A 26,895-nucleotide genomic window follows, 5' to 3' on the forward strand; every position below is an offset into this window, starting at 1 on the left:
TAGGACTTTATTTAAAAAATTATTGATATTTGAGCCCTTCCACATGTTAGAAATGAGATTTCACACTAAAATTTATTCTTCTTAACACTTCATGAAGAAATTACTGCTTTTACTCCTTATTTCTGGAAACGTTTTCGCACAGACCAGCCAGAACATTACGCTGGAAGATATTTTCAAGAAAAATATATTTGCGCAACGTTCGGTTTACGGACTCAACTCCATGAAGGATGGAAAGAGCTTCGCCTCTATCCAGCGTGATCCGCAAACGGGGAAGATATTTGTAGCTAAAAGTAACTTTAGTGACGGAACGCTCAACAAGGCTCTCTATTTCCAGGATAACCTGATCTATAATGGCGATACGCTGGAGCTAAGCACCGATTTTAGTGGCGACGAAAAGAAGGCACTTATTGCACAAGATGAGGAACCGATCTATCGCCATTCCACAAAAGCGAATTACTACGTTTACGAGCTTGAATCTAAAAAAATCATCAAGGTATCATCAAAAGGTAAGCAGTCTTTCGCCAGTTTTTCTCCTGATGGCAGCAAGATTGCTTTCGTGAGAGACAATAACCTGTTTGTTAAAGACCTTGAAAACGATCTGCGTGAAATACAAATCACCAATGACGGATCTTTCAATCGAATCATCAACGGACAGAGCGACTGGGTGTATGAAGAGGAGTTTGCTTTTGCAAAAGCGTTCTTCTGGAGTCCCGATGGACAGAACATTGCCTACTACAAGTTTGACGAATCCCTTGTTCCTGAATACTCGATGACGGTTTTCGATAAGCTGTACCCTACCGAGTATAAATACAAATATCCGAAAGCTGGTGAAAAAAATTCTGTCGTAAGCATTCATGTATATAGTCTGGCACAGCAGACAACGGTAAAAGTGGATATTGGCGCGGAGACAGACCAATACATCCCGAGGATAAGGTGGACGAATAGTTCTTCTGTATTATGTGTATTGCGGATGAACAGGCATCAGAATAAACTGGAGTACTTACTAGCGGATGCTGCTAGCGGAAAGTCGAGGGTCATCTTGACAGAAACCGACAAGTATTACATTGACATTGAAAAAGAACAGCTTACTTTTTTACAAAACGGGAAGCAGTTCATTAATGTCAGCGAACGTGATGGATTTAATCATATCTACCTGTACGATCTGAACGGTAAAGTGGTTAAGCAAATCACAAAAGGAAATTGGGAAGTAACGGAACTCTACGGGGTTGATGAGCAAACTCAGACTGTTTTCTTCCAATCGGCAGAAAGCTCCCCTTCACAGCGGGACATTTTCTCCATCAAACTAAACGGTACAGGAAAAAAGCGGCTTAACGATCAGGCGGGAACCAACAATGCAACCTTTAGCGCCGACTTTTCGTACTTTATACTCAACCATTCGACAGCTAATCAGCCAGCTTATATAACGCTAAATGATCGTTCGGGAAAGACCGTCAGATTACTTGAAGACAACGCTACGCTAAAAACACGTCTGGCTGGCTTTAAGACTACGCCAACGGAGTTCTTTAGCTTCAAAACATCAACGGGTGTGAGTTTAAATGGCTGGATGATCAAACCGGCAAACTTCGATCCTCAGAAAAAATATCCTGTGCTGATGTTCGTGTATGGCGGTCCCGGCAGCCAGAGTGTTGCAGACGCATGGGGTGGTACAAGAAACAAGTGGTATAATATGCTGGCGCAGCAAGGTTATATCGTTGCCTGCGTGGATAACCGTGGTACGGGTTTCAGGGGAGCTGAATTTAAAAAGATGACCTACAAGAACCTGGGCAAATACGAAACGGAAGATCAGATTGAAGCAGCGAAATGGCTGGGTAGGCAATCATTTGTAGATCCCGGGCGAATTGGTATGTTCGGGTGGAGCTATGGAGGTTATATGTCGTCTTTATGTATCACTAAGGGTGCAGATGTATTTAAGATGGCCATAGCCGTTGCGCCGGTTACCAACTGGAGATTCTACGATACGATCTATACCGAACGCTATCTTCAAACACCCCAGGAAAACGCGGCTGGCTACGATGATAACTCACCCGTCAACTTTGCGCATCTCCTGAAAGGAAAGTTTCTCCTGATCCACGGAACAGGTGATGATAATGTGCACTTTCAGAACAGTGTCGTCCTCTCAGAGGCCCTGATACAAGCGAATAAGCCGTTTGAGCAGGCTTACTACCCCGATAAAAACCACGGGATATACGGTGGAGAAACGTCAATGCACCTTTATTCTAAAATGACAGATTTTATAATAGATAATTTATAATGGCCGGACTAGCAGCATCCAACCAACCTACGTTGGAGGAAATCCAGAACTTTGAGGGTAAATACCCTAAACAATTGTGGTATCTATTCTTCTCAGAAATGTGGGAACGGTTCTGTTTCTACGGAATGAGGGGAATGCTCACCTATTTCATGGTGACTGAACTCTTGATGAAAGACGAAATGGCGAACCTGCAATACGGAGCCACACAAGCTTTCGTATACGCATTTACCTTTATCGGCGGACTTTTTGCCGACAAAATACTGGGATTCAGAAGGTCACTGTTTTGGGGTGGTTTGCTGATGATTGTGGGGAGTGCGATCTTAGCGTATGATCCACACGCGTTATTTTTTCCTGGAATTGCCTTCACTATTGTAGGTACCGGATTTTTTAAACCCAATATCTCTACGATGGTTGGTGCGCTATATAAAAAAGACGATTCACGAAGAGACGCGGGGTTTTCGCTTTTTTACTCGGGTATCAACATCGGCGCTTTGATGGGTGGTTATGCCTGCGTGGCAATTGGAAAGGAATATTCGTGGCACCTGGCTTTCGCACTTGCGGGGATAGTTATGACCATTAGTTTAATTACTTTCGTTTTTACACAGAAAAGTCTCGGCCCTATCGGTTTGCCGCCGTCGGCGAGAGTTCCGCAGCCACCTACAACCGACAAAGATCTATCGGTAAGTACTGCGGGTGATCAGGTTGTGGAGACGAAGACTCAGTATACTCAGCCCGCGGCATGGAAAAGCTACGCGGTATACCTCGGCTCTCTGGCTGTTATTCCGCTGATCGTGATCATGGTTTCGCAAACGCAGTATACTGACTGGTTTATGTATACCATCGGACCGGCCACACTTATTTATCTTTTTTATGAGATGACCAAGCATACAGTTGAAGAGCGCAAAAAGCTGTTTGCTGCTCTGTTCTTCATCTTGTTCTCTATTCTCTTCTGGGCGTTCTTCGAACAAAGCGGAGGTTCGTTAGCTCTATTCTCGGCACGTAACCTCGACAACCAGTTGTTAGGTACCTTTACGTTAGATCCAAATGGAGTAAACAACTCCGTTAACTCCCTTTTTGTCATCATCTTCGCCCCTATCTTAGGCTTGGTCTGGCTCGCTATGGCGAAAAGAAAGATTGAACCGAATACAGTTGTTAAATTTGGTCTGGGCTTCCTGTTTCTTGCCGGGGCGTTCTTTACATTCTACGCTACCCGCTTCTTTGCTGATGAAAATGGCATCACTTCACTGGATGTTTTCACGATAGCTTATCTGATCATTACGTTTGGGGAGCTTTGCTTATCCCCTATCGGCCTTTCCATCATGACTAAACTTTCACCTGCTCGACTGCAGGGTGTTATGATGGGTATGTGGTTTTTGGCGAGTGCATACGGACAGTATGTTGCGGGAATATTGGGAGCCGGATTGTCCAAAGCAGGTGAGAATGATTCTATTCAGCAAAAGCTGATCACCTTTACAGATGGATACAAACAATTGGCTGTATATGCATTAATTGCTGGTATTGTAATGATTGTCAGTGCGCCCGCGATCAGAAAGCTCATGGGAGAAGTAAAATAGACTGCTTTATTTATTTGAATATGTCGTATCAATCAAATGATTTATTTAATTCGAAGGTATTAGGACATCCTGAAGGATTATTCGTGTTGTTCTTTACCGAAATGTGGGAGCGCTTCTCTTATTATGGTATGCGCGCTCTTCTTGTACTGTTCTTAACATCTTCTGTGCTGGGATCTAACCCGGGATGGGGTTGGCCAAGAGAAAGCGCACTTGCTATTTATGGCTCTTATACTTCTCTTGCCTACCTGACACCGATCGTGGGTGGCTATGTTGCCGACAGGATAATCGGTTACAGATGGGCGATCGTGCTGGGTGCTTTGCTGATGACCATCGGACATTTGTCAATGGCTATAGAAGTGGATCCTATCTTCATGTATATAGGTCTGTGCTTTCTGGTCGTTGGTAATGGTTTTTTTAAGCCGAATATGACATCTATTCTTTCCAAGATGTATAAGGATCATCCACAAAAGAAAGACGGCGCCTATACCATATTCTACATGGGCGTTAATTCGGGTGCCTTTCTTGGTATGCTTCTTTGCGGATACATTGGTGAGAGTCCGGATTGGGGCTGGAGCTATGGATTCGGTCTGGCAGGAATCTTTATGTTTATCGGGATGCTGCAGTTCTATTTTACGCAGAATATCTTTGGGAATATTGGACTGAAGCCAGTTGAAGATGAGATTTCGAAAGAAGTGGAACACCCTGATGAGGCGACTAAGAATCCTTTCTCTGCATTTGATCTGGCAACGATCGGTATTATTGCGATCGTAGGTCTGGTATGGGTAATCAACGACCCTGTGTCTAAAATTACATCATTTGATATTTTCAACTTTTCCATAGGCGGCCTTTCAGGAAGCAACTTTGCAATCATGACAGCGCTTATCCTGTTCCTTCTGGTCATCGTAAAAAGAATATCACAGTACACGCCGATTCTAAGGAACAAGATGATTGCAGTGGTTATTCTGGCATTCATCACGATATTCTTCTGGGCGTCTTTTGAGCAGGCAGGTGGATCCATGACCATCTTTGCAAGAGATTACACCGCCCGTGTGTTGGAGGGGAACTATAAAGTGATTTTCAATGTGGTGAACACGTTAATTACTGTCATCCCGCTAAGCATTATTACCTACGTTCTTTATAAGCTGATCAAGCAGACTTTCAAAAGATTCGCGGTAGGAAACATTGTGCTGAGCAGCGGCTTTGTGATCATCTGGGGCATCGTTATCTATATGCTGAAAAGTCAATATAACGATGTGAAGGCTGAAGTGCCTGCCACTTGGTTTATGGTGCTAAACTCATTGTTCATCATCACTCTTGCTCCGCTGTTCTCAAAAATATGGGAGAGTAAATTCAACCCGCCGGCAACTATTAAAAACGGATTGGGAATGATCTTCCTTGGTATCGGCTTTGCTACACTGGCATATGGCGCAAGTGGAATTCCGCAGGGTGCCCGGGAGGCTTCAGTAAGCATGTTATGGCTCGTTGCTGCGTATTTCTTCCATACCTCCGGAGAGCTTTGCATTTCGCCGGTAGGGCTTTCGTATGTCAGCAAGCTCGTTCCCGGACGAATGATCGCTATCATGTTTGGTATATGGTACCTCGCTATTGCTATTGGAAATAAAATAGCAGGAACCATGGGCGGAATGATTGATGAGATTACAGCGCAATATTCTATGTCGACGTTTTTCCTGATCTTCACGTTAATCCCCATCGGGCTGGGCGTGCTTATCATGCTCTTAACGCCGCTCATGAAGAGACTTATGCACAATGTACACTAGAATAACAGACTTGTTTCATATTCATAATTCAAAGCCGTGTTAGCTGATAGCTTAGTCATAATTCCTACTTATAACGAAAAGGAAAATATTGAAAAAATTATCCGGACGGTCTTTGCTTTGGCTACTCCATTCCATGTACTCATTATTGACGATGGCTCGCCCGACGGTACAGCTGATATAGTAAAACAGCTGCAGGGAGAATACTCGGGGAAACTGTTTATTGAGGAGCGGAAAGGAAAGCTGGGTTTAGGGACGGCATACATCCACGGCTTTAAATGGGCGCTTAGGCATACATACGAATTCATTTTCGAGATGGATGCTGATTTTTCGCATAACCCTTCAGACCTTCCGCGGCTTAGACAGGCGTGTCTTGACGGCGCCGATCTTTCGATCGGCTCTCGATACGTTACAGGAGTTAATGTGGTAAACTGGCCTATGAGCAGGGTTTTAATGTCGTATTTCGCGTCGGTGTATGTCCGCTTCGTAACGGGGATCGATATACATGATGCAACAGCCGGGTTCAAATGCTATAGAAGGCGGGTATTGGAAAAAATAGAGTTGGATAAGATCAGGTTTGTCGGCTACGCGTTTCAGATCGAGATGAAGTTTACAGCTATCAACTATGGATTTACGGTTGTTGAAGTGCCCATCATCTTTACTGACAGAACGGAGGGGACATCGAAGATGAGTACGCGAATCTTCAGGGAGGCTTTTTTAGGTGTGATTCAAATGAAGCTGAGCAGTTTGTTCAGAAACTATAAATAAAAGAAAAAGCTGGACGAAACGTCCAGCTTTTTTCATATAGGCCATCATCTTACACCAGAGTTCGATGAGCTTTCAGTTGATAGCTTGCGCTATTTCTTTGCCTGATGATACAATTCTTCAACAGCCTGCCAGTTTACAACTTTCCACCATGATGAGATGTAATCTGCCCGCTTATTTTGATATTTCAGATAGTAAGCATGCTCCCAGACATCCAAAGCCAATATAGGGCTCCCCTTTTCTGTAACCACGTCCATCAGTGGATTATCTTGATTTGGGGTGCTTGATATTTTTAGATTCCCATTTTGCACAATTAACCAAGCCCATCCTGAACCGAAACGTTTAGCTGCAGAATCGGCGAAAGCAGACTTGAATATGTCCAGTGAACCGAAGTCTTTATTGATTGCTTTAACAAGCGCTGCTGAAGGTTCGGTGCTTTTAGGCGACATTATTTTCCAGAACAAAGAATGGTTGTAATGTCCGCCGGCATTATTGCGAACTGCAGGAGATGCAGCCTTTAATGATCCCAGGATTTGCTCTAGCGACTTTGATTCCATCCCCGTACCCTTGAGAGCCATATTCAGGTTGGATACATAACCTGCATGATGTTTGCCATGATGCAAGGCCATGGTTTCCTTGTCTATTGCCGGTTCGAGAGCGCCATAACCGTAAGGTAGTTCGGGCAGGGTAAACTGCGCCTTCAATTGGTCTGAAACCGCGACAAATAGTAGTCCGGTGATTAAGAGCGTTTTGAGCTTCATATATATTTACTGTTGGATTAATTTGCGTTTGACACGTAAGGCTCTACGTGTATTATGGCTCCTTTTATCTGACTATTACTCTTCATAAGTTTATCTTTAACCATGTGGGCGATGGTATGCCCCGCTGAAACGGTCAGATTAGCATCCACCAGGATATGAAGATCAATGAAATAATCGAGGCCCATTTTTCTGACATAGCACTTTTCAACCTCAACAACATCCTGTACACTTCTTGCACTATCCTTTACTCTATTTACTATTTCGCCGGATGGCGCACTATCCATTATTTCGTCGAAAGCAGGCTTTAGTATGTTAAATGCATTATATACAATAAGTGCCGCCGCTATAATAGCTGCCCAGTCATCGGCTCCCTCGTAACCGCTTCCACCAATAACCGCGATTAAAATACCAATAAATGCTGCGGCCGAGGTAATAGCATCGCTTCTATGGTGAAAAGCATCCGCTTTTACAGCCTGACTATTCAACTCCTTCCCCACTTTCATTACGTATCGATACAAGAATTCTTTGATAGCTATAACGGCAATTAAGATCCAAAGGGTAAAGACTTCGGGACCCTGATGTGGTGTATTTATAAAAGAAATCGCATTATAGGCTATCCATACAGCGGCTGCGATAAGAAACAAGGAGATGACAACAGCTGCAAGTGGCTCGGCTTTACCGTGCCCATAGGGATGACGCGCATCGGCAGGTTTAAGCGAATACCTTAAGCCCAACCATAAAAGAAATGAACTGACAATATCTGCCGCGGTCTCAGTTGCATCGGCTATCAGCGCGTAAGAATGTCCGAAATGCCCAGCCAGCGCTTTCACCACGACAAGCACTATACTCACTGCTATGCCAAGCTGTGTTGTACGTATGGCTTTAATAGATGGATCCAGATCGATATCCTTCATTTATGAGGTGTTGATTCCGACAAAAGTAAGTGTTAATACATGCATTACCGGTATCTGTGGAAAATTACTAGGCTGGGTGGACGAGAACTTGTTTGTTTGCGGTTTTATAGGAACTGAAGGTTACGTATTTAACTCACGATAATACGTATTTGTTCGATAAACTTATCGTCAGATTCGATGTTGTTAACTTATCTTACCTCTACCTGTGAAAACATACAAGAGCCGGTACGCCGGCTCTTGTATCCTAAACCTTATCTTATTTTAATTTCGCGTTGTATCTCGCCTGAATTTATCTTTAATCTGCTGGCCGGTCCTTTCGAGGCTGTCCCCGAGTCTGTTCAAACTGCTTCCGACCTTATCGCCAGTGCGTTCTATCGAAGTCTCGATAGAATCGATCCGGGCTTCAGACGATGTTACGATATTATAAACCGTGTCCTTGCGAAAGATAACGCTTCTGTCTGCGTCGGGATAAACCCAAATGTCAACTACCGCAAGTTCATTTTTCTTCGTAGGTTCACCAACTGCTGAGGTAACCTCATCCTTCGTCATTCCAATAGAGACTGAGCTAAAATCTTTTGGTGCTTCACGGCATGAAAGGAGGCTTAGAGGTAGTAAGAATGTGAATAGTCTTTTCATAATATTAGCTAACAAAGGTCAATAAAGGATGTTTGCGAAGTACGAACTTCAAATAATGATAAAGAGTTCATGCAGATTTATCATTAATTTGATGTCTCTATCGTTACTGACCTTAGTCTGGTTTTTGGCCTTGTACCTCGTGCTGGTCAATTAATTCGCCGATCCTGGATGCAGAATCTGGATACAAATTCACCCCTCCATGATTAGGGCCTTCTTTGCCTCCAGATTCCCAAGCCCATGAGCTGTTGTCATGCTTGACCAACACCCCAAGACTAACTTCATCGATAACGATAGTATATCGCCACTTCGATTCTTGATTTTCCAGGGAACGATATACGGCAAGTACAAAGGATGTATCGCCGCTGCTGTAAGTTATTTCGAATGGCTCTTCCATAATTTAACAAGTTGACAGTTAATATTTTAGGCTTTCATGAAACTTCTTTTAACATAGAAACTCTGCATCGCCCACTTATTGAATGAACGAAAGAAAGGGCTCTTTGGTTTGACATGTTAGCTGAACGTGTATAATCACGTTAGAAACAATGATAATAGCTACATACTGTAAGGGGTGGCCAGGAAAGAGCGGGAACGCTTTGGATAATAAAAAAACCTCTTCAGAACAATGTCTGAAGAGGTTTTATGTACACCCATCAGGATTCGAACCTGAGACCGACGGTTTAGAAAACCGTTGCTCTATCCAGCTGAGCTATGGGTGCCTTTGGTGGCTGCAAATATAGAAAATCTTTAAATTAACTCGCAAGCTAATTTAAAGATTCTACTAAAAAACTAAGATCCAGCAAATTAATTTTGTTCCAGACTTAGTTCAGCGAAATATTTATGAAATAAAGGTATCGTTTCGATGCCCTTATAGTAGTTAGCAATGTCATATTTCTCATTTGGAGAATGTAGATTATCACTATCGAGACCAAAGCCCATGAGTACTGTTTTAATTCCAAGCTCAGCCTCAAAGAGCGCCACAATAGGAATACTTCCTCCGCCCCTTGTAGGAATGGGCTTTTTACCGAAAGACTCTTCTATAGCCTTCTCTGCGGCTTTATATGCAACGCTATCTGTAGGCGTTACGACAGGCTCTCCTCCATGGTGAGGGGTGACCTTTACATTTACATATTCAGGAGCGATACTCTCAAAGTGTTCTTTGAATAGCTGTGTGATTTTGTCTGATTGTTGATTTGGTACCAAACGCATGGATATTTTAGCGCTGGCCTTTGAAGGAAGAACCGTTTTAGCACCTTCGCCAATATAGCCGCCCCATATTCCGTTTACTTCCAGGGTCGGTCTTATGCCAGTACGCTCTATAGTTGAGTACCCTTGCTCCCCCCATAGAGCTTTGACTCCAAGGTCGTTCTTAAACTCATCTTCATTATATGGCGCTTCGTTGAGGCTATTTCTCTCTTCCTCAGAAAGGCTCAAAACGTCATCATAAAAACCAGGAATGGTGATATGGTTATTCGTATCGTGTAATGAGGCTATCAACTGGCATAAAACAGTAGCTGGATTGGCAACTGCACCGCCATATACGCCTGAGTGAAGATCCCTGTTTGGTCCAGTGACTTCTACTTCTAGGTAAGATAGTCCGCGAAGTCCTGTTTCGAGTGACGGGTTTTCCAAACTGATCATCGAAGTGTCTGATATCAATACGACATCAGATTTAAGGCGTTCTTTGTTTGCCTTTACAAAAAGGCCCAAATTGCTTGATCCGACTTCCTCCTCTCCCTCGATCATAAACTTGATATTGCAGGGGAGTGAATCGGACTTTATCATCAGTTCAAATGCTTTAATATGCATATAGAACTGGCCCTTGTCATCACAAGCACCACGTGCAAATATTTTTTCATCTCTTATTGTAGGCTCGAAAGGAGGCGTTTTCCACAACTCCAGTGGGTCGGCAGGCTGCACGTCGTAATGCCCGTAAACCAATACCGTCGGTTTTGAGGGATCTATTATCTTTTCACCGAAAACGATCGGATAGCCCGCTGTAGGGCAAATTTCCACGTTCTCCGCACCTGCTTCTCTGAGCTTATTTGCTACGTAGTCTGCTGTATTTAAAACATCTTCTTTATATGAAGGGTCGGCGCTTACCGAAGGAAACCTGAGCAGCTCAAGTAGTTCGTCCAAAAAACGTTGCTTATTTTCTTCAACATACTGTTTTATAGTCTGCATAATCTGTAAAGTTTACGCAAATATACTTTAGTGAAGACGAACTATAGGGGATTCAGGTGATTTTCGAAAGATTTATCATGATACTTGGATTAATCCCAACCGCTCATATCTTTCTTCTCTCCACCCATTACCGTCTTTTCTGCTTTTGCGGATGGTGTGGCACCTTCTTCTTTCTTGCATGATGCAAACGTTATTGCTACTAATGCTAATACTGCTACGATCTTTTTCATTTGTTCTGGCTTTTTGATTTATTCTGTTTGTATTTTCCTGTTCCTTATTCGCTTAATCCCAACCGCTCATATCTTTCTTCTCTCCGCCCATTACCGTCTTTTCTGCTTTTGCGGATGGTGTGGCACCTTCTTCTTTCTTGCATGATGCAAACGTTATTGCTACTAATGCTAATACTGCTACGATCTTTTTCATTTGTTCTGGCTTTTTTGATTTATTCTGTTTGTATTTTCCTGTTCCTTATTCGCTTAATCCCAACCGCTCATATCTTTCTTCTCTCCGCCCATTACCGTCTTTTCTGCTTTTGCGGATGGTGTGGCACCTTCTTCTTTCTTGCATGATGCAAACGTTATTGCTACTAATGCTAATACTGCTACGATCTTTTTCATTTGTTCTGGCTTTTTGATTTATTATTATATACTTCTATTTTAAATTAATCTCTTCGCTATATCTCAGACACTATTTCGAGGTCAGCTTTATTTCGCTGCGCTACAAGTAACCGCAAATAGTAGGTGACTATCATGTCAGCTTATTAAATCGACTGATATAATATTAACTTAAATGTGCTACAATTGCGAATAGTCAAGGAGGAAACATCTGTCAAGTATGCAATGTTTATTTCTATTAACGAAACTTTTTTAACATTTACTCATAGGCCCAAACCTAGGAATAAATTCTGCTTTTCTAAAAGGTCAATCGTAACAGTATTTGATACATTTAAATGCAGATTTACACAGGCGATGCTCATGTTCTACACAATGCTACTCAGCAAGAACACCTTCCTAATCAGGACGATTAAACGCTAGACATTGAATGAAATAGTCACTTTAGCCTGATGTGCCACGTAAATCAAAAAATATTATATATCTTTCCTTCAAGATTAGAAATGAAAGTTAGCCTTCTCATAACATCCTTGCTTTTATCGTGTATTTTCAACTGCTATTCCAAGGTAGAGTCTTTTGAAAACGATAGCTTATCGGTTGACAAACTTAATGAACTCGGTTATAATATTCGCTTAACAGATCCAGAACAAACCATAAAGCACGCCGAGAAGGCTTTAAGTCTTGCAAATAAGATCAGTTATGGCAATGGCATTGCGGAAGCCCAACGGGTCATGGGTATCGGATATTTCTATATATGGAAAAACGAAAAGGCCCTAAGCTATTATTTAAGATCTCTGTCAGGGTTCAAAAATAGCAATTATAAGCCCGGACTTGCGAAGGTTTACAATAACATTGGCAATCTTTATCGGGAAATCGACCTCGAAAAGGGTCTCATGTATTTTAATCAGTCACTTGTGCTGGCAAACCAGCTTAAGATGGCTGATTTGATTGCAGGCACAAACCTGAATATTGGCATAATATACTTTAGACAGAAAAAATACAGCCTGGCGCTGTCGTGTTTTGAGAAAGCCCACAAAATATTTACCGATTTAAACAACCCGATTGGAACGACTCAATCACTACACAATCAAGGCGTTATATACTTTAATCTAAAAAGAACAGATTTAGCGGAAAAGATTTTACTCGAGTCTATTGTTAATGCGAAAAAGAACGAACTGAATAATACCGTCGCGAGCATCAATCTTACACTAACTGCCATATATATCAACCAATCTAAGTTCGACAAGGCAGAGGAAGCTCTAAATGAAGGAAAAGCATATACCGAACTCGTTAAAGACCCCAAACTTCAGCAAGATTATACTTTTACATCTTATCAGCTTGAATACAAGAGAAAAAATTACAAACAAGCTCTTGATTACTTGAGAGAGGTATACACACAAGACAGTATTCAGTTTAACAACATCGAATCACAAAAAATAGGACTTCTCCAGGAGCAGCAGCGACATATGGAGCGGGAAAAGCAAACCCTGATCCTCATTGAAAGGCAGAAGACAAACCGGGTCATGCTTTGGGCCTCGGTGATCGTTTTTATACTTCTGGCAGCAGTCATTATGCTTTTATACATCAACAACAAGAAGAAAGCAAAGACCAATAAACAACTGCAGACACTTAATGACGAAGTTTCATTGCAAAAAGAAAACCTCGATCGAATCAACCATAATCTGGAAGAAATCATCACAGAGCGAACCCTTGATCTGCAAATCAAAAACAAAAAGCTGTCTGAATACTCTGCTCATCTCTCCCACCAGATCAGGAGTCCAATAGCAACCATGAAGGGACTCATGATGCTTGAAGAAGATGACCTCATTGAGAATGAAGAATTTGTAAAAGAAATCAGCAAGTGCATTAATGACATTGACGACAAGATTAGGAACATCAATGCAAACCTCCATAGCCTTGAGAACAAGGAGCTTTGATGACCCGTTAATAAAGAAATGATATAATCGATAGATTTGCCCTCAATTTTTTAATTTTGGCAATCAAAAAGGGGATTAGATTTGGAATATTTAAAGGGGTTAAATCCATCGCAACGAGCAGCAGTAGAACAGACAAAGGGACCGGTAATGATCGTTGCTGGAGCCGGCTCAGGAAAGACAAGGGTAATTACTTATAGAGTCGCTCATTTGATCAGGACAGGAGTCGATCCTTTTAATCTGCTGGTGCTGACATTTACCAACAAGGCCGCGAAAGAAATGCGTAACCGAATCATGGATGTAGTCGGATCGGAAGCGAAGAATATTTGGATGGGAACATTCCACTCCGTATTTGCCAAAATTTTGCGTTTCGAAGCAAATAAGATTGGCTACCCTACCAATTTTACAATTTACGACACAGACGACAGCAAAAGCCTGATCAGATCAATTCTTAAAGAACAGCAACTCGACGACAAGTTATATAATGCAAACTTTGTTTATAACCGCATTTCGTCTGCTAAAAACAATCTGATATCTGCAGCAGAATATCAAAAGAATGCACAGATCCAATCTGAAGACTTTTCGAGCGGTCGCGGGCGCTTAGGTGAGATCTACCACACTTACACTCAACGTTGCTTCAAAGCTGGAGCAATGGATTTCGACGATATCCTTTTTAAAACAAATGTCTTACTCCGGGAGCATCCAGACGTACTTTATAAGTATCAGAATAAGTTTAAGTATCTTATGGTCGACGAGTATCAGGATACCAACTACTCTCAGTACCTGATTGTCAAGAAACTTGCGGCCATCAATGAAAACCTTTGCGTTGTTGGAGATGATGCGCAAAGCATCTACGCTTTTCGCGGAGCGAACATCCAGAATATATTAAACTTCGAGAAGGATTACCCGGATCTCAAAGTGTTTAAACTGGAACAGAACTATCGCTCCACACAAAACATAGTCAACGTCGCTAATAGTATAATCGCAAATAACAAAAATCAGCTAAAAAAGAATGTTTTCTCTGAAAATGAAGATGGCGATAAAATCAAAATTGCCAGGGCATTCAGCGATAATGAAGAAGGAAAGATTGTAGCAGAAAGTATCATTCAGGAACGCAGTTTGAAGGGCTTGAAATACCAGGATTTTGCCATTCTATACCGCACAAATGCACAGTCCCGTGCGATGGAGGAAGCCTTACGTAAACTAAACGTTCCATACAAGATATACGGCGGGATGTCCTTCTATCAAAGGAAAGAGATCAAAGATCTGATCGCATATTTCAGACTTACGTTTAATCCTAATGATGAGGAAGCACTGAAACGCGTTATTAATTATCCAAAACGAGGAATCGGAGATACTTCCATGGAGCGTATCATTATAGCGGCGGATAAAAACAACACTACACCTTGGGAGATAATAAAAGACGCGCCCAGCTATCTGGAATCACGCACTGCAGCTCCGGCAGGCGGATTTGCTACGATGATTCAAAGTTTCCAGGCTGTAGCTAAACACCAATCTGCTTATGATGCAGCCTTACATATAGCTCAACATTCGGGCCTCTTAAAAGATCTTTATTCAGATAAATCCATAGAAGGTCTTAGTCGCTACGAAAACATCCAGGAGCTGCTGAACGGAATAAAAGAATTCTCTGAAAGGGAGGATCTGGAAGAGAGAGGACTGGATATTTTTATGCAGGATGTTGCTCTTCTTACTAACGACGATAATGACAAAAACCCTGATGCAGATACTGTCTCATTAATGACTATTCACTCTGCTAAAGGCCTTGAATTCCCGCACGTATACATTGTTGGACTGGAGGAGAACCTTTTCCCTTCCCAAATGTCTGTCAACTCAAGATCAGATCTGGAAGAGGAAAGACGTCTCTTCTATGTCGCCATAACCCGTGCAGAAAAGAAATTAACGATTTCGTACGCCACGTCACGATATAGGTGGGGAACATTAACGAGCTGTGAACCCAGCCGCTTTATCGATGAAATAGATGCGCGCTATCTCGAGCTGGCCTATGGCGAACAGCAGAAATCCATCGAGCGGAATCCGTTTTTTGCCGACCGCTTAGAATCTCCCGGAGTTGATAGTTTCTCCAAACCTAAGCCCAAAACCGGTGCTTTGAAGACTACCTCCATGCTGCCGAAAGCACACGTACCCAGCGCTGGGTTCGCACCATCTGATACCTCGGGGCTTCAAGTTGGCATGGAAGTTGAACATGAACGCTTCGGTTACGGCAAAGTAATTAATATTGAGGGAAGTAAATCGGATATAAAGGCAACAATTTTCTTTAAAGAGTTAGGACAGAAGCAACTTTTGCTTAAATTTGCTAAACTTCGTATCGTCACGTAATCTATACGGATAGAGATCCGACCGGGAACCTTCCCCTCCAAACAAAACAAAAGAATGACATTTGACTATAATAGCACAAGGAATAAACTGATCCTTGCAGAGTATGGGAGAAATGTACAAAATATGGTTGCCTATATTTGTACCCTTCCGACTAAAGAAGAAAGAAATCGCCATGCTCAAGTCGTAATCGATCTGATGGGGTTTCTCAACCCACATTTGAGAGATGTTGCAGACTTTAAACACAAATTGTGGGATCACTTGCATATCATCTCGGATTTCAAGATAGATGTTGACTGCCCCTATCCTATCCCTACCTCGGATGTTCTCAACGTCAAGCCTGACGCGCTTCCTTACCCACAGCAACGCATTCGCTATAAACATTATGGCAAAACCGTTGAGGTGCTAATCAAACAGGCCAGAGCTCTTGAAGATCCTCAACGCAAGCAGCTGATGGTCCAGTCTATCGCCAATTTTATGAAAATGGCCTATGTTACCTGGAACAAAGACTCCGTTACTGATGAGACAATCATCTCAGACCTAAAAGAGCTTTCTAATGGGGAGCTGGTCCTGGAAGATAACGTCAATTTGAACAAAGTTGAGGTTGCCCGCCTTGCTCCAACCAACATGAGGCCTAAGAACATCCAAAAGGGTGGCGTCCAGAACAATAAAAACAGACAAAACTCGAATAACAGAAACAGTAGTAACCGCCCGAAAAATGCTGGGAAGCGTTACTAGATTCAATCATACGAAGCAATGAATGCATTTGAAATTAACGGAGGGAAACCTCTGAAAGGAGAAATTATTCCTCAAGGCGCCAAAAATGAGGCTCTTCAGGTAATCTCTGCTGTACTATTGACAAGCGAAAAGGTTACCATCAGCAATATTCCCGACATTGTGGATGTGAACAAGCTTATTGAACTTTTGGGTGATCTAGGTGTAAAAATTGAAAGATTAAACAAAGACACTTATACCTTTGAAGCTGCTGATATTAACCTTGATTTTTTCCAGTCAGCACAATTCAAGGCCAAAGGCGGCAGCCTCAGAGGATCAATAATGATCGTGGGGCCACTACTTGCTCGTTTTGGCAAAGCAGCTATTCCTAAGCCAGGAGGCGATAAGATCGGCAGACGTCGCTTGGATACGCACTTTTTGGGCTTTGAAAAGTTGGGCGCAAAATTTATCTATAATGCTGAAACCGGCTTCTTCAATGTAGATGCCACTAACCTGAAGGGAGCTTATGTCCTACTAGACGAGGCCTCAGTTACGGGAACGGCTAACGTAGTGATGGCTGCAGTTCTTGCCAAAGGCACTACCACAATATATAACGCCGCTTGTGAACCTTACCTACAGCAGCTCTGCAAGATGCTGAATAGGATGGGAGCCAATATCTCCGGCATAGGGTCTAACTTGATCTCGATCGAGGGTGTTCAAAAGCTCGGCGGTACAGAACACCGTTTGCTTCCTGACATGATTGAGATCGGCTCTTTCATAGGCCTTGCTGCCATGACGGGCTCGGAAATTACGATCAAAGACGTTCAGTACAAGGAACTTGGCATAATCCCCGAGGTTTTCAGACGCCTGGGAATCAAACTTGAGCTTAGAGGCGACGATCTTTACATTCCCGCTCAGGAAAACTATGAAATAGAAACGTTTATCGACGGATCAATACTTACTGTCGCTGATGCCCCCTGGCCGGGCTTTACACCCGACCTGCTGAGCATTGTACTTGTTATTGCAACCCAGGCCAAAGGAAATGTTCTTATACACCAGAAGATGTTTGAAAGCCGGCTGTTTTTTGTCGATAAATTAATAGACATGGGCGCGCAAATCATTTTATGTGATCCGCACCGTGCTACTATAATTGGTCTTAACAAACAGGTACAACTGAAAGGTATCGAGATGACATCCCCGGATATCCGCGCGGGAGTTGCTCTTTTAATTGCAGCGCTATCAGCCAGTGGAAGATCTATCATTCACAATATCGAACAGATCGAACGGGGATATCAGGATATTGACATCAGACTAAGAGCTTTAGGTGCGGACATTAAGCGCATTAACGCAATGCCAAAATCACACTAAACAAAAAGAGTCAGCTTCTCATGGAGCTGACTCTTTTTGTTACTAAACTATCTTGCTTTATCAAGCAGACATGGCGCTTATAATGTCAAACTGAGTAATAATCTCCAGCTTTCCAGTTTTGTCTTCAACCAGCACTGCTGTATTTTCCTTATTGATTAGACTAGATATCTTATCTATAGAAGTATTTAAATCTACAAAAGGAAAAGGTTTGGTCATCACATCGAGAACCTTAAACGACTTTGCTGATGGATACTCGAGCAGGGCATTTAGAATATCAGTCTCTGTGACCTTCCCCACGACCATGTCATGCTGCGTAACAGGAAGCTGAGAAATATTCAACATTTTGATCGTATTGATCGCTTCCAGCACAGACTGACCTGCATCGATTGTCACTATCTCCTGACTCTCTTTACTATCAAGAATGGAACCTGCAGTAAGCTTCTCATCCTTCATAAAGCCACGTTCCTTTAACCAATCATCGTTAAACATTTTGCCTAAGTAACGCGTTCCGTGGTCATGGACGATAACAACTACGAGATCGCCCGCTTTTAGATGATCCTTCATCTGCAAAAGCCCTGCAATGGCCGCTCCCGTTGAGTTACCGGCAAATATCCCTTCTTTCCTGGTGATCTCCCTGGTCATCAGTGCGGCATCCTTATCAGTAACCTTTTCAAAATGATCAATCACAGAGAAATCCACATTCTCTGGTAGGAAGTCTTCTCCTATGCCCTCTGTTATATAAGGATATATCTCATCCTTGTCAAACTCCCCTGTTTCCTTGTACTTCTTAAATACCGAGCCGTACGTATCGATGCCCCATATTTTGATATCGGGATTTCTCTCTTTAAGATATCTCCCCGCACCTGATATAGTACCACCGGTGCCCACCCCTACAACAAGGTGCGTGATCTTACCTTCAGTTTGCTCCCATATTTCCGGACCGGTCTGCTCGTAGTTTGCCTTGCTATTTGACAGATTATCATACTGATTCGCTTTCCACGAGTTAGGAACTTCTTTCTGCAATCGGGATGAAACGGAATAGTAAGACCTTGGATCCTCGGGCTCAACGTTGGTCGGACATACAATTACTTCCGCTCCAAAAGCCCGTAAAGCATCCACCTTCTCCTTAGATTGCTTGTCGGTTGTGGTGAAAATACACTTGTAACCTTTTATGATTGCAGCCATAGCCAAACCCATACCGGTATTGCCCGATGTACCCTCTATAATTGTTCCGCCCGGTTTCAAGAAGCCAGACTCCTCTGCGTCCTCAATCATCTTAAGGGCCATACGATCTTTTATCGAGTTACCGGGATTCCGCGTCTCAATTTTCGCGAGCACGGTGGCCTTGACATCAGAAGTAACCTTGTTCAGCTTAACAAGGGGGGTATTCCCTATAGTCTCCAAAATATTATTGTACCACATATAGTAAAGGTAGTAATTACTGTTTTAACTATTAAACGTCGGCGCAGTTTAGCATCTTATCTTAGAACTTCAAATGCTTAACTGTTAAGCCATTATTGATCAATTGCATAAGAGAATCAATCCCGATCTTTAGATGAGACTCCACGAATCTCTCAGTTACCTTTGAGTCACTTTCCGAGGTCTTTACACCCTCTGGTATCATCGGCTGATCTGATACCAAGAGCAAAGCTCCGGTTGGGATTTTATTCGCAAACCCGGTTGTAAAAACGGTAGCAGTCTCCATATCAACGGCCATAGCACGTAGTGTCTTCAAATATTTCTTGAAATTTTTATCATGCTCCCACACTCTCCTGTTCGTTGTGTAAACAGTCCCAGTGTAATAATCCCTGGAATGATCTCTTATGGTAGTAGATATGGCCTTTTGCAATGCAAACGAAGGAAGAGCGGGGACTTCAGCCGGCAAATAATCATTTGATGTACCCTCACCCCGAATTGCAGCAATTGGCAGAATAAGATCGCCTATACTATTCTTATTTTTCAAGCCACCACATTTTCCAAGAAATAGCACCGCCTTTGGTTTAATCGCACTCAGCAGATCCATCATTGTCGCAGCAAGGGGGCTTCCCATACCAAAGTTGATAATAGTAATACCGTTCGCAGAAACACTTTGCATCGGCTTATCCAATCCCATAATGGGCGCATTATCATGCCACTCTGAAAAGAGCTGAAGATACTTTGAAAAGTTCGTCAGCAGAATGAATTGGGAAAAGTCCTGCAAAGGTCGTCCTGTATATCTTGGCAGCCAGTTATTAACAATGTCCTCTTTGGTCTTCAACCCCTTTTTCACTGGGCTCTCCACTTCCTTAACCTTTTGAGCCTTTTGAACAATTTCTGAATCTTTCTTTACATCTTTTTCTTCGTTCATAACTTTAAGTTTAAAAAAAACCCCGAATCTCTTCGGGGTTTTCATTATGCAACTTTTAATTTCTTTATGTCTGACTTGGCAAACTTCTCAAGCGCGTAGCTCAACGTTATAAAAAGCTCCTTATTTTTTCCCTTTTGGGAAGGAACTTCAAACATTGCATCGATCATGATGGCCTCACAGATAGACCTTAAACCTCTGGCTCCTAATTTGAACTCCATCGCCTTATCGACGATAAATTCCAAGACCTCCTTGTCAAAATCTAATTTAATATCTTCGTATTCGAAAAGCTTCTGATACTGCTTGACAAGTGAATTTTTGGGCTCTGTAAGGATACTAATCAGTGCATCTCTGTCTAACGGATTTAAATGCGTTACAACCGGAAGGCGTCCTATTAGCTCAGGAATCAATCCGAACGAGCGAAGATCTTGCGGAGTAATGTACTTATAGAGATTTTTAAGATCGATATTTGCATCGTCATCATTAATCCTATACCCTACAGTCTGCGTTTTTAAACGATTCGCAATCTTTCTGTCAATACCGTCAAAAGCACCGCCGCAGATAAACAAAATATTATTCGTATTAACCGCGATCATTTTCTGATCCGGATGCTTACGACCGCCCTGAGGAGGAACGTTTACTATAGTACCTTCAAGTATCTTCAGCAAAGCTTGCTGAACACCTTCACCGGATACGTCCCTTGTAATAGACGGGTTATCACTTTTACGCGCTATCTTGTCTACCTCATCAATGTAAACGATTCCACGTTCTGCAGACGCTACGTCATAATCTGCGGCCTGAAGCAACCTTGTCAGTATACTTTCCACATCCTCCCCAACGTATCCGGCCTCTGTTAAAACAGTGGCATCACAAATACAAAAAGGAACATGCAGGATCTTGGCAATGGTTTTCGCCAAAAGCGTTTTTCCAGTTCCCGTTTCTGCCACCATAATGATATTGGATTTCTCAATCTCAATTTCATCCTTCTCCACTTTCTGGTTAAGGCGCTTATAGTGGTTGTACACAGCGACAGAAAGTACCTTCTTCGCCTCATCCTGACCAATCACATACTGATCAAGATGTTTCTTTATCTCCAAAGGCTTCATTAAGGTTAGCGAAGAACCTGTGCTCTTCGTTTTCCTCACTGATAACTCTTCTGCTAAAATCTGATTTGCCTGAGCAACGCACTTATCACATATATGAGCATCAAGGCCTGCAATGAGCATTAGTGTATCCTGTTTTCCAGAACCACAAAATGAACACTTAATATCTTTCGAGCTTTTACTCATTGTTTAATTTGTTTTCGCCAAGCACCTCGTCAATCATTCCGAATTCTTTGGCCTCACTCGCAATCATCCAGTAATCCCTGTCAGACGCATCATGAACTTTCTGATAGTCCTGACCTGAGTGGTTGGAAATGATCTCATACAACTCTCTTTTCAGCTTCAATATTTCGCGTGCTGTGATTTCAATATCAGATGCCTGACCCTGAACACCACCTAGCGGCTGATGGATCATCACACGTGAATGAGCCAAAGCAGCACGTTTACCGGCAGCTCCCGCACAAAGTAGAACAGCACCCATGGAAGCAGCCATACCTGTACAGATGGTTGCTACGTCCGGAGTGATATATTGCATCGTGTCATATATCCCGAGTCCTGCATAAACAGAACCTCCTGGAGAATTAATATAAATCTGGATGTCCCTTTTTGCGTCCGTTGACTGTAAGAAAAGTAATTGCGCCTGAATTATATTTGCGTTGCTGTCATAAATCGCATCCCCAAGAAAGATAATGCGGTCCATCATCAGTCTTGAAAACACATCCATCTGAGCAACGTTCAACTGACGTTCCTCAATGATATATGGAGTCATAGACATCGGGATAGCACTTTTCTCTACCCTGCCAATGAAACTGTCTACATGTTGACTGCCAATGCGATGATGTTTTACAGCGTATTTACGAAATTCATTTTTGTCGATATTCATTGGATTAAAAGTTTAAAGTCTGATATATAAATAAGTAATTATGCTAATAATAGTTTGAACGAATCAGAATTAATAGCATAATTACCATTATACCGTAGCTCTTAATTCAATTCAAGAAATTTGTTGTATTCAATCTCCTGACGATCTAATGTAACAACACTTTTCAGGTAATCAAACACTTTCTGTGCTTTTACTTCTTCAAAAATTTTATTCGCGTTTTCCTTGTTTTGAAGGAATTGCACGGTGTACTCTGCCAGCTGCTCTTCAGGAAGAGGTTGAGGGCTGTACATTTTAAACTGCGCATCAAGTCTGCTTTTCGCAGTCTGAAATACATCTTCGTATTTCAGCTCGATACTATTTTCTTTGATAATCTTGTTCTCAACCAATGTCCATCTCAGGTTGTTCGCAAAATCCTCATATCCTTTCTGAAGATCTTCCTCAGTCAGGTTCTGATTTGTCGCCTTTAACCAACGTTTCAAGAACTCATCAGGCAGTTGCATTTCATATTTAGCAACACCGTATTTCACGATATCATTCTGAAGCTTTTGCTCAGCGTTCTGAACCATCATAGACTCCAGTTCAGCAGTGATCTTTTCGCGGAATCCCTCCTCTGTAGTAACAGTACCGGGGCCGAATAATTTATCAAAGAACTCCTGATCCAAATCTGATTCTTCCAAACGGTTAACATTTTTAACAGTTAACTGAAATTTGGAAGCCAGATCCTTAGCGTCTTCTTCAGAGATGTTCAAAACTTTTGAAACTTGAAAAGCATCATTTTCAAAAGCTTTTTGAATATCAAATTCAACAACATCACCCTTCTTCAAGCCAACAAGAGACTTCTTAATCTCTGCATCCTTTATAAGATCAAGTCTTACAGATCCAGTGCTGCTTATACCACCTTCAAAAACAGAGCCATCAGGAGAAAGTTGCACCAACTCGGCAAAAAGAACGTCTTCTTCTGACGAAACTTCAGGGTTTGTCATTTTGCCATAGCTTCTTCTGATGTTTTTGATTCTTGACTCCAGTGTTTCGCTGTCAATTTTGATCTGGTAGTAAGGAATAGAATCCTTGTCAGAGAAATCAAGATTGAATTCCGGAGCAAGACCAAGTTCGTACTTAAACTCGAACTCGTCTGTGTAATCCCAGTTAAACTCCTTTGACTCATCAACCTTTGGAAGAGGCTGACCAAGGATTTCAATTTTATTATCGGCTATATATTTATTAATCGAATCACTTAAAAGAGAGTTAACCTCCTCAACAAGAATACTCTTTCCATACATCTTTTTGATATGAGAAGGAGGAACCATTCCTGCTCTGAATCCCGGAAGTTTCGCCTTTTTTGCCTGAGTTTTTATGGCCTTTTCTACACGTTCCAGATAGTCTTCAGGCTTAATGCTCACATTAACTAAGGAGTTCAGGCTATCAATTTTCTCTTGTGTGATATTCATGTTCTAATTATTTACCGTTAGTATTATACAAAAATTCCCCCCGTTATAGCGGGGGGAATCATGTGCGGAAGAAGGGACTCGAACCCCCACGCCTCTCAGCGCCAGATCCTAAGTCTGGTGCGGCTACCAATTACGCCACTTCCGCGCTTGGGTTTCATTAAATTTGGAATGCAAAAGTAGCTTTTATTTTCAGTATTCCAAATGAATTTGAAAGAAATTATATCTTTTTTTTCAAGAACATCCTGCCCACTTGGTGATCTTATAATGCAACACACTAAGATCGAACGGCTTAGATACTACATCATTCGCCCCGGCCTCCATTGCTTTTTTTTGATCTTCTTCCAACACAGCTGCCGAAAGGGTAATAACCGGAATATCCTTAACGTTCGCCGGCAATTCTTCCCGGATTCTCTTTATCGCTTCGAACCCGCCCATCACGGGCATATTCGTATCCATCAGAACCAGATCATAATGGCCCTTCTTTAATTTCTCCAGGGCAAGTTCTCCATTTTCGACAATATCTACATCAACAGACCAGCGTTGCAGTACTTTCTGGATCATAAACTGATTAATTGCATTGTCTTCTGCCACAAGTACTCTCGTGCCGGGAAGCTTAGGCAGTTCTCCGATGTTTTTAACAGGCTTCTCACTTGCAGTTCCCACTACCTGGAACCAGTTCGTAAAAACAAACGTTGTCCCCTTGTTGGGTTCACTTTGCAGACTTATTTCCCCTCCTTTTAACTCTGCCAGTTTCTTAACGATCGCCAGCCCAAGTCCCGTTCCACCATACTGATGTGCCGTATCACTCGCCGCCTGCTCAAACGTTTCAAAGATTTTTTCAAACCTCTCAGGCTCGATCCCGATGCCCGTATCCTGCACACTGAACCCTATTTGCACCAAATTTCCTTTTGCCTGCAGTTGGGTGACACTCAGCTTTACAGATCCTTCATCTGTAAACTTAATCGCATTAGCCACCAGGTTCAACAGAATCTGATTCAATCTCAATCCATCAACAAGCACAACAGCCGGCAAAACCGGGTCGATATCGACGATAAGCTCGATCCCCCTCTCCTGTGCTTTAAACTGCATTAAACCGATAACTGAAGATACCAGATTTCTTATACTTCCTTCGGTGCGGACGATCTTGAATTTGCCCGATTCTATTTTAGAGATATCCAGAACATCGTTAATGATTCCTAGCAGAGACTCACTTGATATCTTCAGCAAGTTCACCATTTTAGTTTGCTCAGCATCAAGGTCGGTATTCTCCAGCAAATGGACGATCCCCTGCATTCCATTTATGGGGGTACGTATTTCATGGCTCATGTTTGCCAGGAAAGTCTCTTTTACTCTTCTTCCCTGCTCAGCCTCTTCCTTTGCCGCTATCAGCTCCTGTTGAAAACTTTTTAGTTCTTCATTCTTGCGCTTAACCTCACGCTGCGAGCGAACGATCTGAATAAACGAATCTACTTTCGCAGCCGTCACATACGGATCTAAGGGTTTAAATAAATAATCTACCGCACCGACAGACAAACCCTTCACCGCATATTTCATCTCCATAGAGATGGCCGTCACGAAAATAACAAGGATCTCCCGGGTTCGCGGGTTCCCCTTCAATATCTCCACCAGCTCAAAGCCGTCCATCTCCGGCATCTGAACGTCGATCAACGCAACCGAAATATCCTGTTCCCAGCAAATCTTGAGCGCTTCGTTAGGAGATGTCGTGGTGACGATTTCTATATCGTTACGATCAAGAAGTGCTTCCAAAGCCACTATATTTTCCCGTCTGTCGTCTACGATTAAAAGCTTCAGATGATCCATTTCTTAAAAATACTATTCTTTTGTAATGCTCTTTATAAAAGCAAAGATACTTTCATCAGTCAATATCAAAGCATCTTTACACAATGATATTGCAGATTCAGGCATCGTCCTTACTTCCGCATCCGCCGGATCTTGTATGATAACAATACCGTTCCGTGCTTGAATATAAGAAAGTCCTTCCGCCCCGTCAGCGTTTGCTCCCGATAAAAGTACCGCAACAACTCTGTCCTGATATACGTCCGACACACTAACAAAGGTAGAATCGATCGATGGCCTCGAAAAAAACACCGGCTCTGAATAATCCAGTGTAAACGTTTCATCTGGCTCCAAAAGCAGATGATAGTCTGGAGGTGCAAAATAAACATTTCCCTGCCTCAGCTTTGTCTTGTCCTCCGCAAGACTTACAGAAAGTGCTGATTTACTATCCAGCAGTTTTTCTATTTCCGACTTAAATTTCCGGCTCCGGTGGATAATAACAATTACAGGCAGCGGAAAATCTCCGGGAAGCTGTTCGATCAAATCGAAGATCAGCCTCGAACTTCCCGCGGAACCTCCCAGCAACAGAACCCTGGCCTTCGCTGCCTTCTCTAATATCGTGTTATCCCAGTTAGCCAATTTTTTGATACAAGTTTTCATATTTATCAACCGACCTGAACTTCCCAGTCACGTCGAAAGCCCTCAAAGATTCTTTTGCACCCAGGCAAAGAAAGCCAAAGGGACATAAACTGTCATAAAACAACTGAATTACCCGCTTTTGCAAGTCGGTGTTGAAATAGATCAGAACATTTCGACACGAAACGATTTGAAACTCGTTGAACGCCCGGTCTGACACAAGATTGTGCACCGAGAATAGCGTATTTTTTTTCAGCTCGTTGTTTATCGTAGCAGCATCATACTGGGCTACGTAGAAATCTGCTAACGAGCCTGAATAGCCGGTATGCAAATAGTTTTCTGAATACTGCTTCATATTTGAAAGCGGATAAACTCCTGCTTTCGCCTTTTCTAAAACCCTTGGGTTGATATCCGTACCATACAAGAACGAACGATCCAACAAGCCCTCCAGTTTTAGCAATATAGCGAAGGAGTAAAGCTCCTCTCCGGTCGAGCAGCCCGCGTTCCAAACCTTCACACGGGGGAAAGAACTAAGATATGGCATCACCTTTTCTTTGACCGACCTGAAAAAAGATGGGTCCCGGAACATTTCCGTCACATTTACCGTAACCTGAACAAGAAATTCTTCGAAAAAAACATAATCATTTACCAGTATCCCTTTCAGATCAACCAGATCAAGGTGATGCAGGTCCATGATCCTGGTAACACGTCGTTTCAGAGAAGCTCTCGAGTAACCACTAAAATCAAATCCGTGGATGTGGTTAATCCAGGAAATCAGCTCTTCAAGTTCATCGTACGAAATTCGTTCCTCCACAAGTGACATG

General features: G+C 42.4%; 24 protein-coding genes and 2 tRNA genes. 8 read left to right on the forward strand and 18 right to left on the reverse strand.

Annotated elements, in window-relative coordinates; all coding sequences use genetic code 11:
• Positions 1-91 precede the first annotated feature (91 nt).
• From B0I27_RS13200 to B0I27_RS13215, 4 genes are read left to right on the forward strand one after another with little or no spacing between them, the layout of a single operon-like run.
• Complete coding sequence (locus B0I27_RS13200) at positions 92-2,272, forward strand: S9 family peptidase (protein WP_106294116.1); 2,181 nt, start codon at positions 92-94, stop codon at positions 2,270-2,272.
• Positions 2,272-3,846 (forward strand): peptide MFS transporter, encoded by a 1,575-nt coding sequence (locus B0I27_RS13205; RefSeq protein WP_106294118.1) that lies wholly within the window; start codon positions 2,272-2,274, stop codon positions 3,844-3,846. The genes B0I27_RS13200 and B0I27_RS13205 overlap by 1 nt, the downstream gene beginning before the upstream one ends.
• A gap of 20 nt (positions 3,847-3,866) precedes the next feature.
• Entirely contained in the window at positions 3,867-5,624 is a 1,758-nt protein-coding gene (locus B0I27_RS13210; protein ID WP_106294120.1) for a peptide MFS transporter, read from the forward strand.
• 36 nt (positions 5,625-5,660) lie between these two features.
• A complete protein-coding gene (locus B0I27_RS13215; RefSeq protein WP_106294123.1) occupies positions 5,661-6,389 on the forward strand; it encodes a polyprenol monophosphomannose synthase in 729 nt (242 codons plus the stop codon).
• A gap of 89 nt (positions 6,390-6,478) precedes the next feature.
• Here B0I27_RS13215 and B0I27_RS13220 read toward each other — a convergent pair whose 3' ends face one another.
• The 9 genes from B0I27_RS13220 to B0I27_RS17530 all read right to left on the reverse strand — a co-directional run bounded on the left by B0I27_RS13220 (position 6,479) and on the right by B0I27_RS17530 (position 11,495).
• Positions 6,479-7,147 (reverse strand): superoxide dismutase, encoded by a 669-nt coding sequence (locus tag B0I27_RS13220; protein WP_106294125.1) that lies wholly within the window; start codon positions 7,145-7,147, stop codon positions 6,479-6,481.
• A 17-nt stretch (positions 7,148-7,164) separates the two neighbouring features.
• A complete protein-coding gene (locus B0I27_RS13225) occupies positions 7,165-8,061 on the reverse strand; it encodes a cation diffusion facilitator family transporter (RefSeq protein WP_106294127.1) in 897 nt (298 codons plus the stop codon).
• A gap of 261 nt (positions 8,062-8,322) precedes the next feature.
• Positions 8,323-8,697, reverse strand: coding sequence for a hypothetical protein (locus B0I27_RS13230; RefSeq protein WP_146133135.1), 375 nt, complete (start codon positions 8,695-8,697; stop codon positions 8,323-8,325).
• Between the two features lie 112 nt (positions 8,698-8,809).
• Positions 8,810-9,091, reverse strand: a complete 282-nt coding sequence (locus tag B0I27_RS13235) for a hypothetical protein (RefSeq protein WP_106294131.1) — start codon at positions 9,089-9,091, stop codon at positions 8,810-8,812.
• Positions 9,092-9,339: 248 nt separating this feature from the next.
• Positions 9,340-9,413: transfer RNA gene (locus B0I27_RS13240), tRNA-Arg, on the reverse strand.
• A gap of 85 nt (positions 9,414-9,498) precedes the next feature.
• Positions 9,499-10,878: a dipeptidase gene (locus B0I27_RS13245; RefSeq protein ID WP_106294133.1), complete on the reverse strand. Its 1,380-nt coding sequence runs from the start codon at positions 10,876-10,878 to the stop codon at positions 9,499-9,501.
• An 89-nt stretch (positions 10,879-10,967) separates the two neighbouring features.
• Complete coding sequence (locus B0I27_RS17520; RefSeq protein ID WP_181276780.1) at positions 10,968-11,108, reverse strand: hypothetical protein; 141 nt, start codon at positions 11,106-11,108, stop codon at positions 10,968-10,970.
• Between the two features lie 52 nt (positions 11,109-11,160).
• Positions 11,161-11,301: a hypothetical protein gene (locus B0I27_RS17525; RefSeq protein ID WP_181276780.1), complete on the reverse strand. Its 141-nt coding sequence runs from the start codon at positions 11,299-11,301 to the stop codon at positions 11,161-11,163.
• Positions 11,302-11,354: 53 nt separating this feature from the next.
• On the reverse strand, positions 11,355-11,495 hold the full coding sequence (locus B0I27_RS17530; RefSeq protein WP_181276780.1) for a hypothetical protein: 141 nt from the start codon (positions 11,493-11,495) through the stop codon (positions 11,355-11,357).
• A gap of 497 nt (positions 11,496-11,992) precedes the next feature.
• Between B0I27_RS17530 and B0I27_RS13250 the strand changes: the two genes are divergently transcribed.
• From B0I27_RS13250 to murA, 4 genes are all read left to right on the forward strand, one after another.
• Positions 11,993-13,426, forward strand: coding sequence for a tetratricopeptide repeat protein (locus B0I27_RS13250; protein ID WP_106294135.1), 1,434 nt, complete (start codon positions 11,993-11,995; stop codon positions 13,424-13,426).
• Positions 13,427-13,507: 81 nt separating this feature from the next.
• Positions 13,508-15,781, forward strand: a complete 2,274-nt coding sequence (locus tag B0I27_RS13255) for an ATP-dependent helicase (RefSeq protein ID WP_106294137.1) — start codon at positions 13,508-13,510, stop codon at positions 15,779-15,781.
• A gap of 54 nt (positions 15,782-15,835) precedes the next feature.
• Positions 15,836-16,516: a DUF4290 domain-containing protein gene (locus tag B0I27_RS13260; RefSeq protein WP_106294139.1), complete on the forward strand. Its 681-nt coding sequence runs from the start codon at positions 15,836-15,838 to the stop codon at positions 16,514-16,516.
• A gap of 18 nt (positions 16,517-16,534) precedes the next feature.
• Positions 16,535-17,860, forward strand: a complete 1,326-nt coding sequence (gene murA, locus B0I27_RS13265; RefSeq protein ID WP_106294141.1) for a UDP-N-acetylglucosamine 1-carboxyvinyltransferase — start codon at positions 16,535-16,537, stop codon at positions 17,858-17,860.
• A 60-nt stretch (positions 17,861-17,920) separates the two neighbouring features.
• On the opposite strand, the gene B0I27_RS13270 is transcribed toward murA, so the two are convergent.
• The 9 genes from B0I27_RS13270 to B0I27_RS13310 form a co-directional block, all read right to left on the reverse strand.
• Positions 17,921-19,282, reverse strand: a complete 1,362-nt coding sequence (locus B0I27_RS13270) for a pyridoxal-phosphate dependent enzyme (RefSeq protein WP_106294143.1) — start codon at positions 19,280-19,282, stop codon at positions 17,921-17,923.
• 61 nt (positions 19,283-19,343) lie between these two features.
• Positions 19,344-20,207: an AMP nucleosidase gene (locus tag B0I27_RS13275; protein WP_181276781.1), complete on the reverse strand. Its 864-nt coding sequence runs from the start codon at positions 20,205-20,207 to the stop codon at positions 19,344-19,346.
• Between the two features lie 44 nt (positions 20,208-20,251).
• Positions 20,252-21,493, reverse strand: a complete 1,242-nt coding sequence (gene clpX / locus B0I27_RS13280) for an ATP-dependent Clp protease ATP-binding subunit ClpX (protein ID WP_106294145.1) — start codon at positions 21,491-21,493, stop codon at positions 20,252-20,254.
• Entirely contained in the window at positions 21,486-22,190 is a 705-nt protein-coding gene (gene clpP / locus B0I27_RS13285; protein WP_106294147.1) for an ATP-dependent Clp endopeptidase proteolytic subunit ClpP, read from the reverse strand. The genes clpX and clpP overlap by 8 nt, the downstream gene beginning before the upstream one ends.
• A gap of 101 nt (positions 22,191-22,291) precedes the next feature.
• Positions 22,292-23,638, reverse strand: coding sequence for a trigger factor (tig, locus tag B0I27_RS13290; protein ID WP_106294149.1), 1,347 nt, complete (start codon positions 23,636-23,638; stop codon positions 22,292-22,294).
• Between the two features lie 63 nt (positions 23,639-23,701).
• Positions 23,702-23,783: transfer RNA gene (locus tag B0I27_RS13295), tRNA-Leu, on the reverse strand.
• Positions 23,784-23,869: 86 nt separating this feature from the next.
• On the reverse strand, positions 23,870-25,459 hold the full coding sequence (locus B0I27_RS13300; RefSeq protein WP_106294151.1) for a response regulator: 1,590 nt from the start codon (positions 25,457-25,459) through the stop codon (positions 23,870-23,872).
• A gap of 12 nt (positions 25,460-25,471) precedes the next feature.
• On the reverse strand, positions 25,472-26,095 hold the full coding sequence (locus B0I27_RS13305) for a chemotaxis protein CheB (RefSeq protein WP_106294153.1): 624 nt from the start codon (positions 26,093-26,095) through the stop codon (positions 25,472-25,474).
• Positions 26,067-26,894: a CheR family methyltransferase gene (locus B0I27_RS13310; RefSeq protein WP_106294155.1), complete on the reverse strand. Its 828-nt coding sequence runs from the start codon at positions 26,892-26,894 to the stop codon at positions 26,067-26,069. Before B0I27_RS13310 ends, B0I27_RS13305 begins: the two co-directional genes overlap by 29 nt.
• Between the last annotated feature and the right edge of the window lies 1 nt (position 26,895).

The organism is Arcticibacter pallidicorallinus (genome assembly GCF_003002875.1).
Lineage (GTDB): Bacteria > Bacteroidota > Bacteroidia > Sphingobacteriales > Sphingobacteriaceae > Arcticibacter > Arcticibacter pallidicorallinus.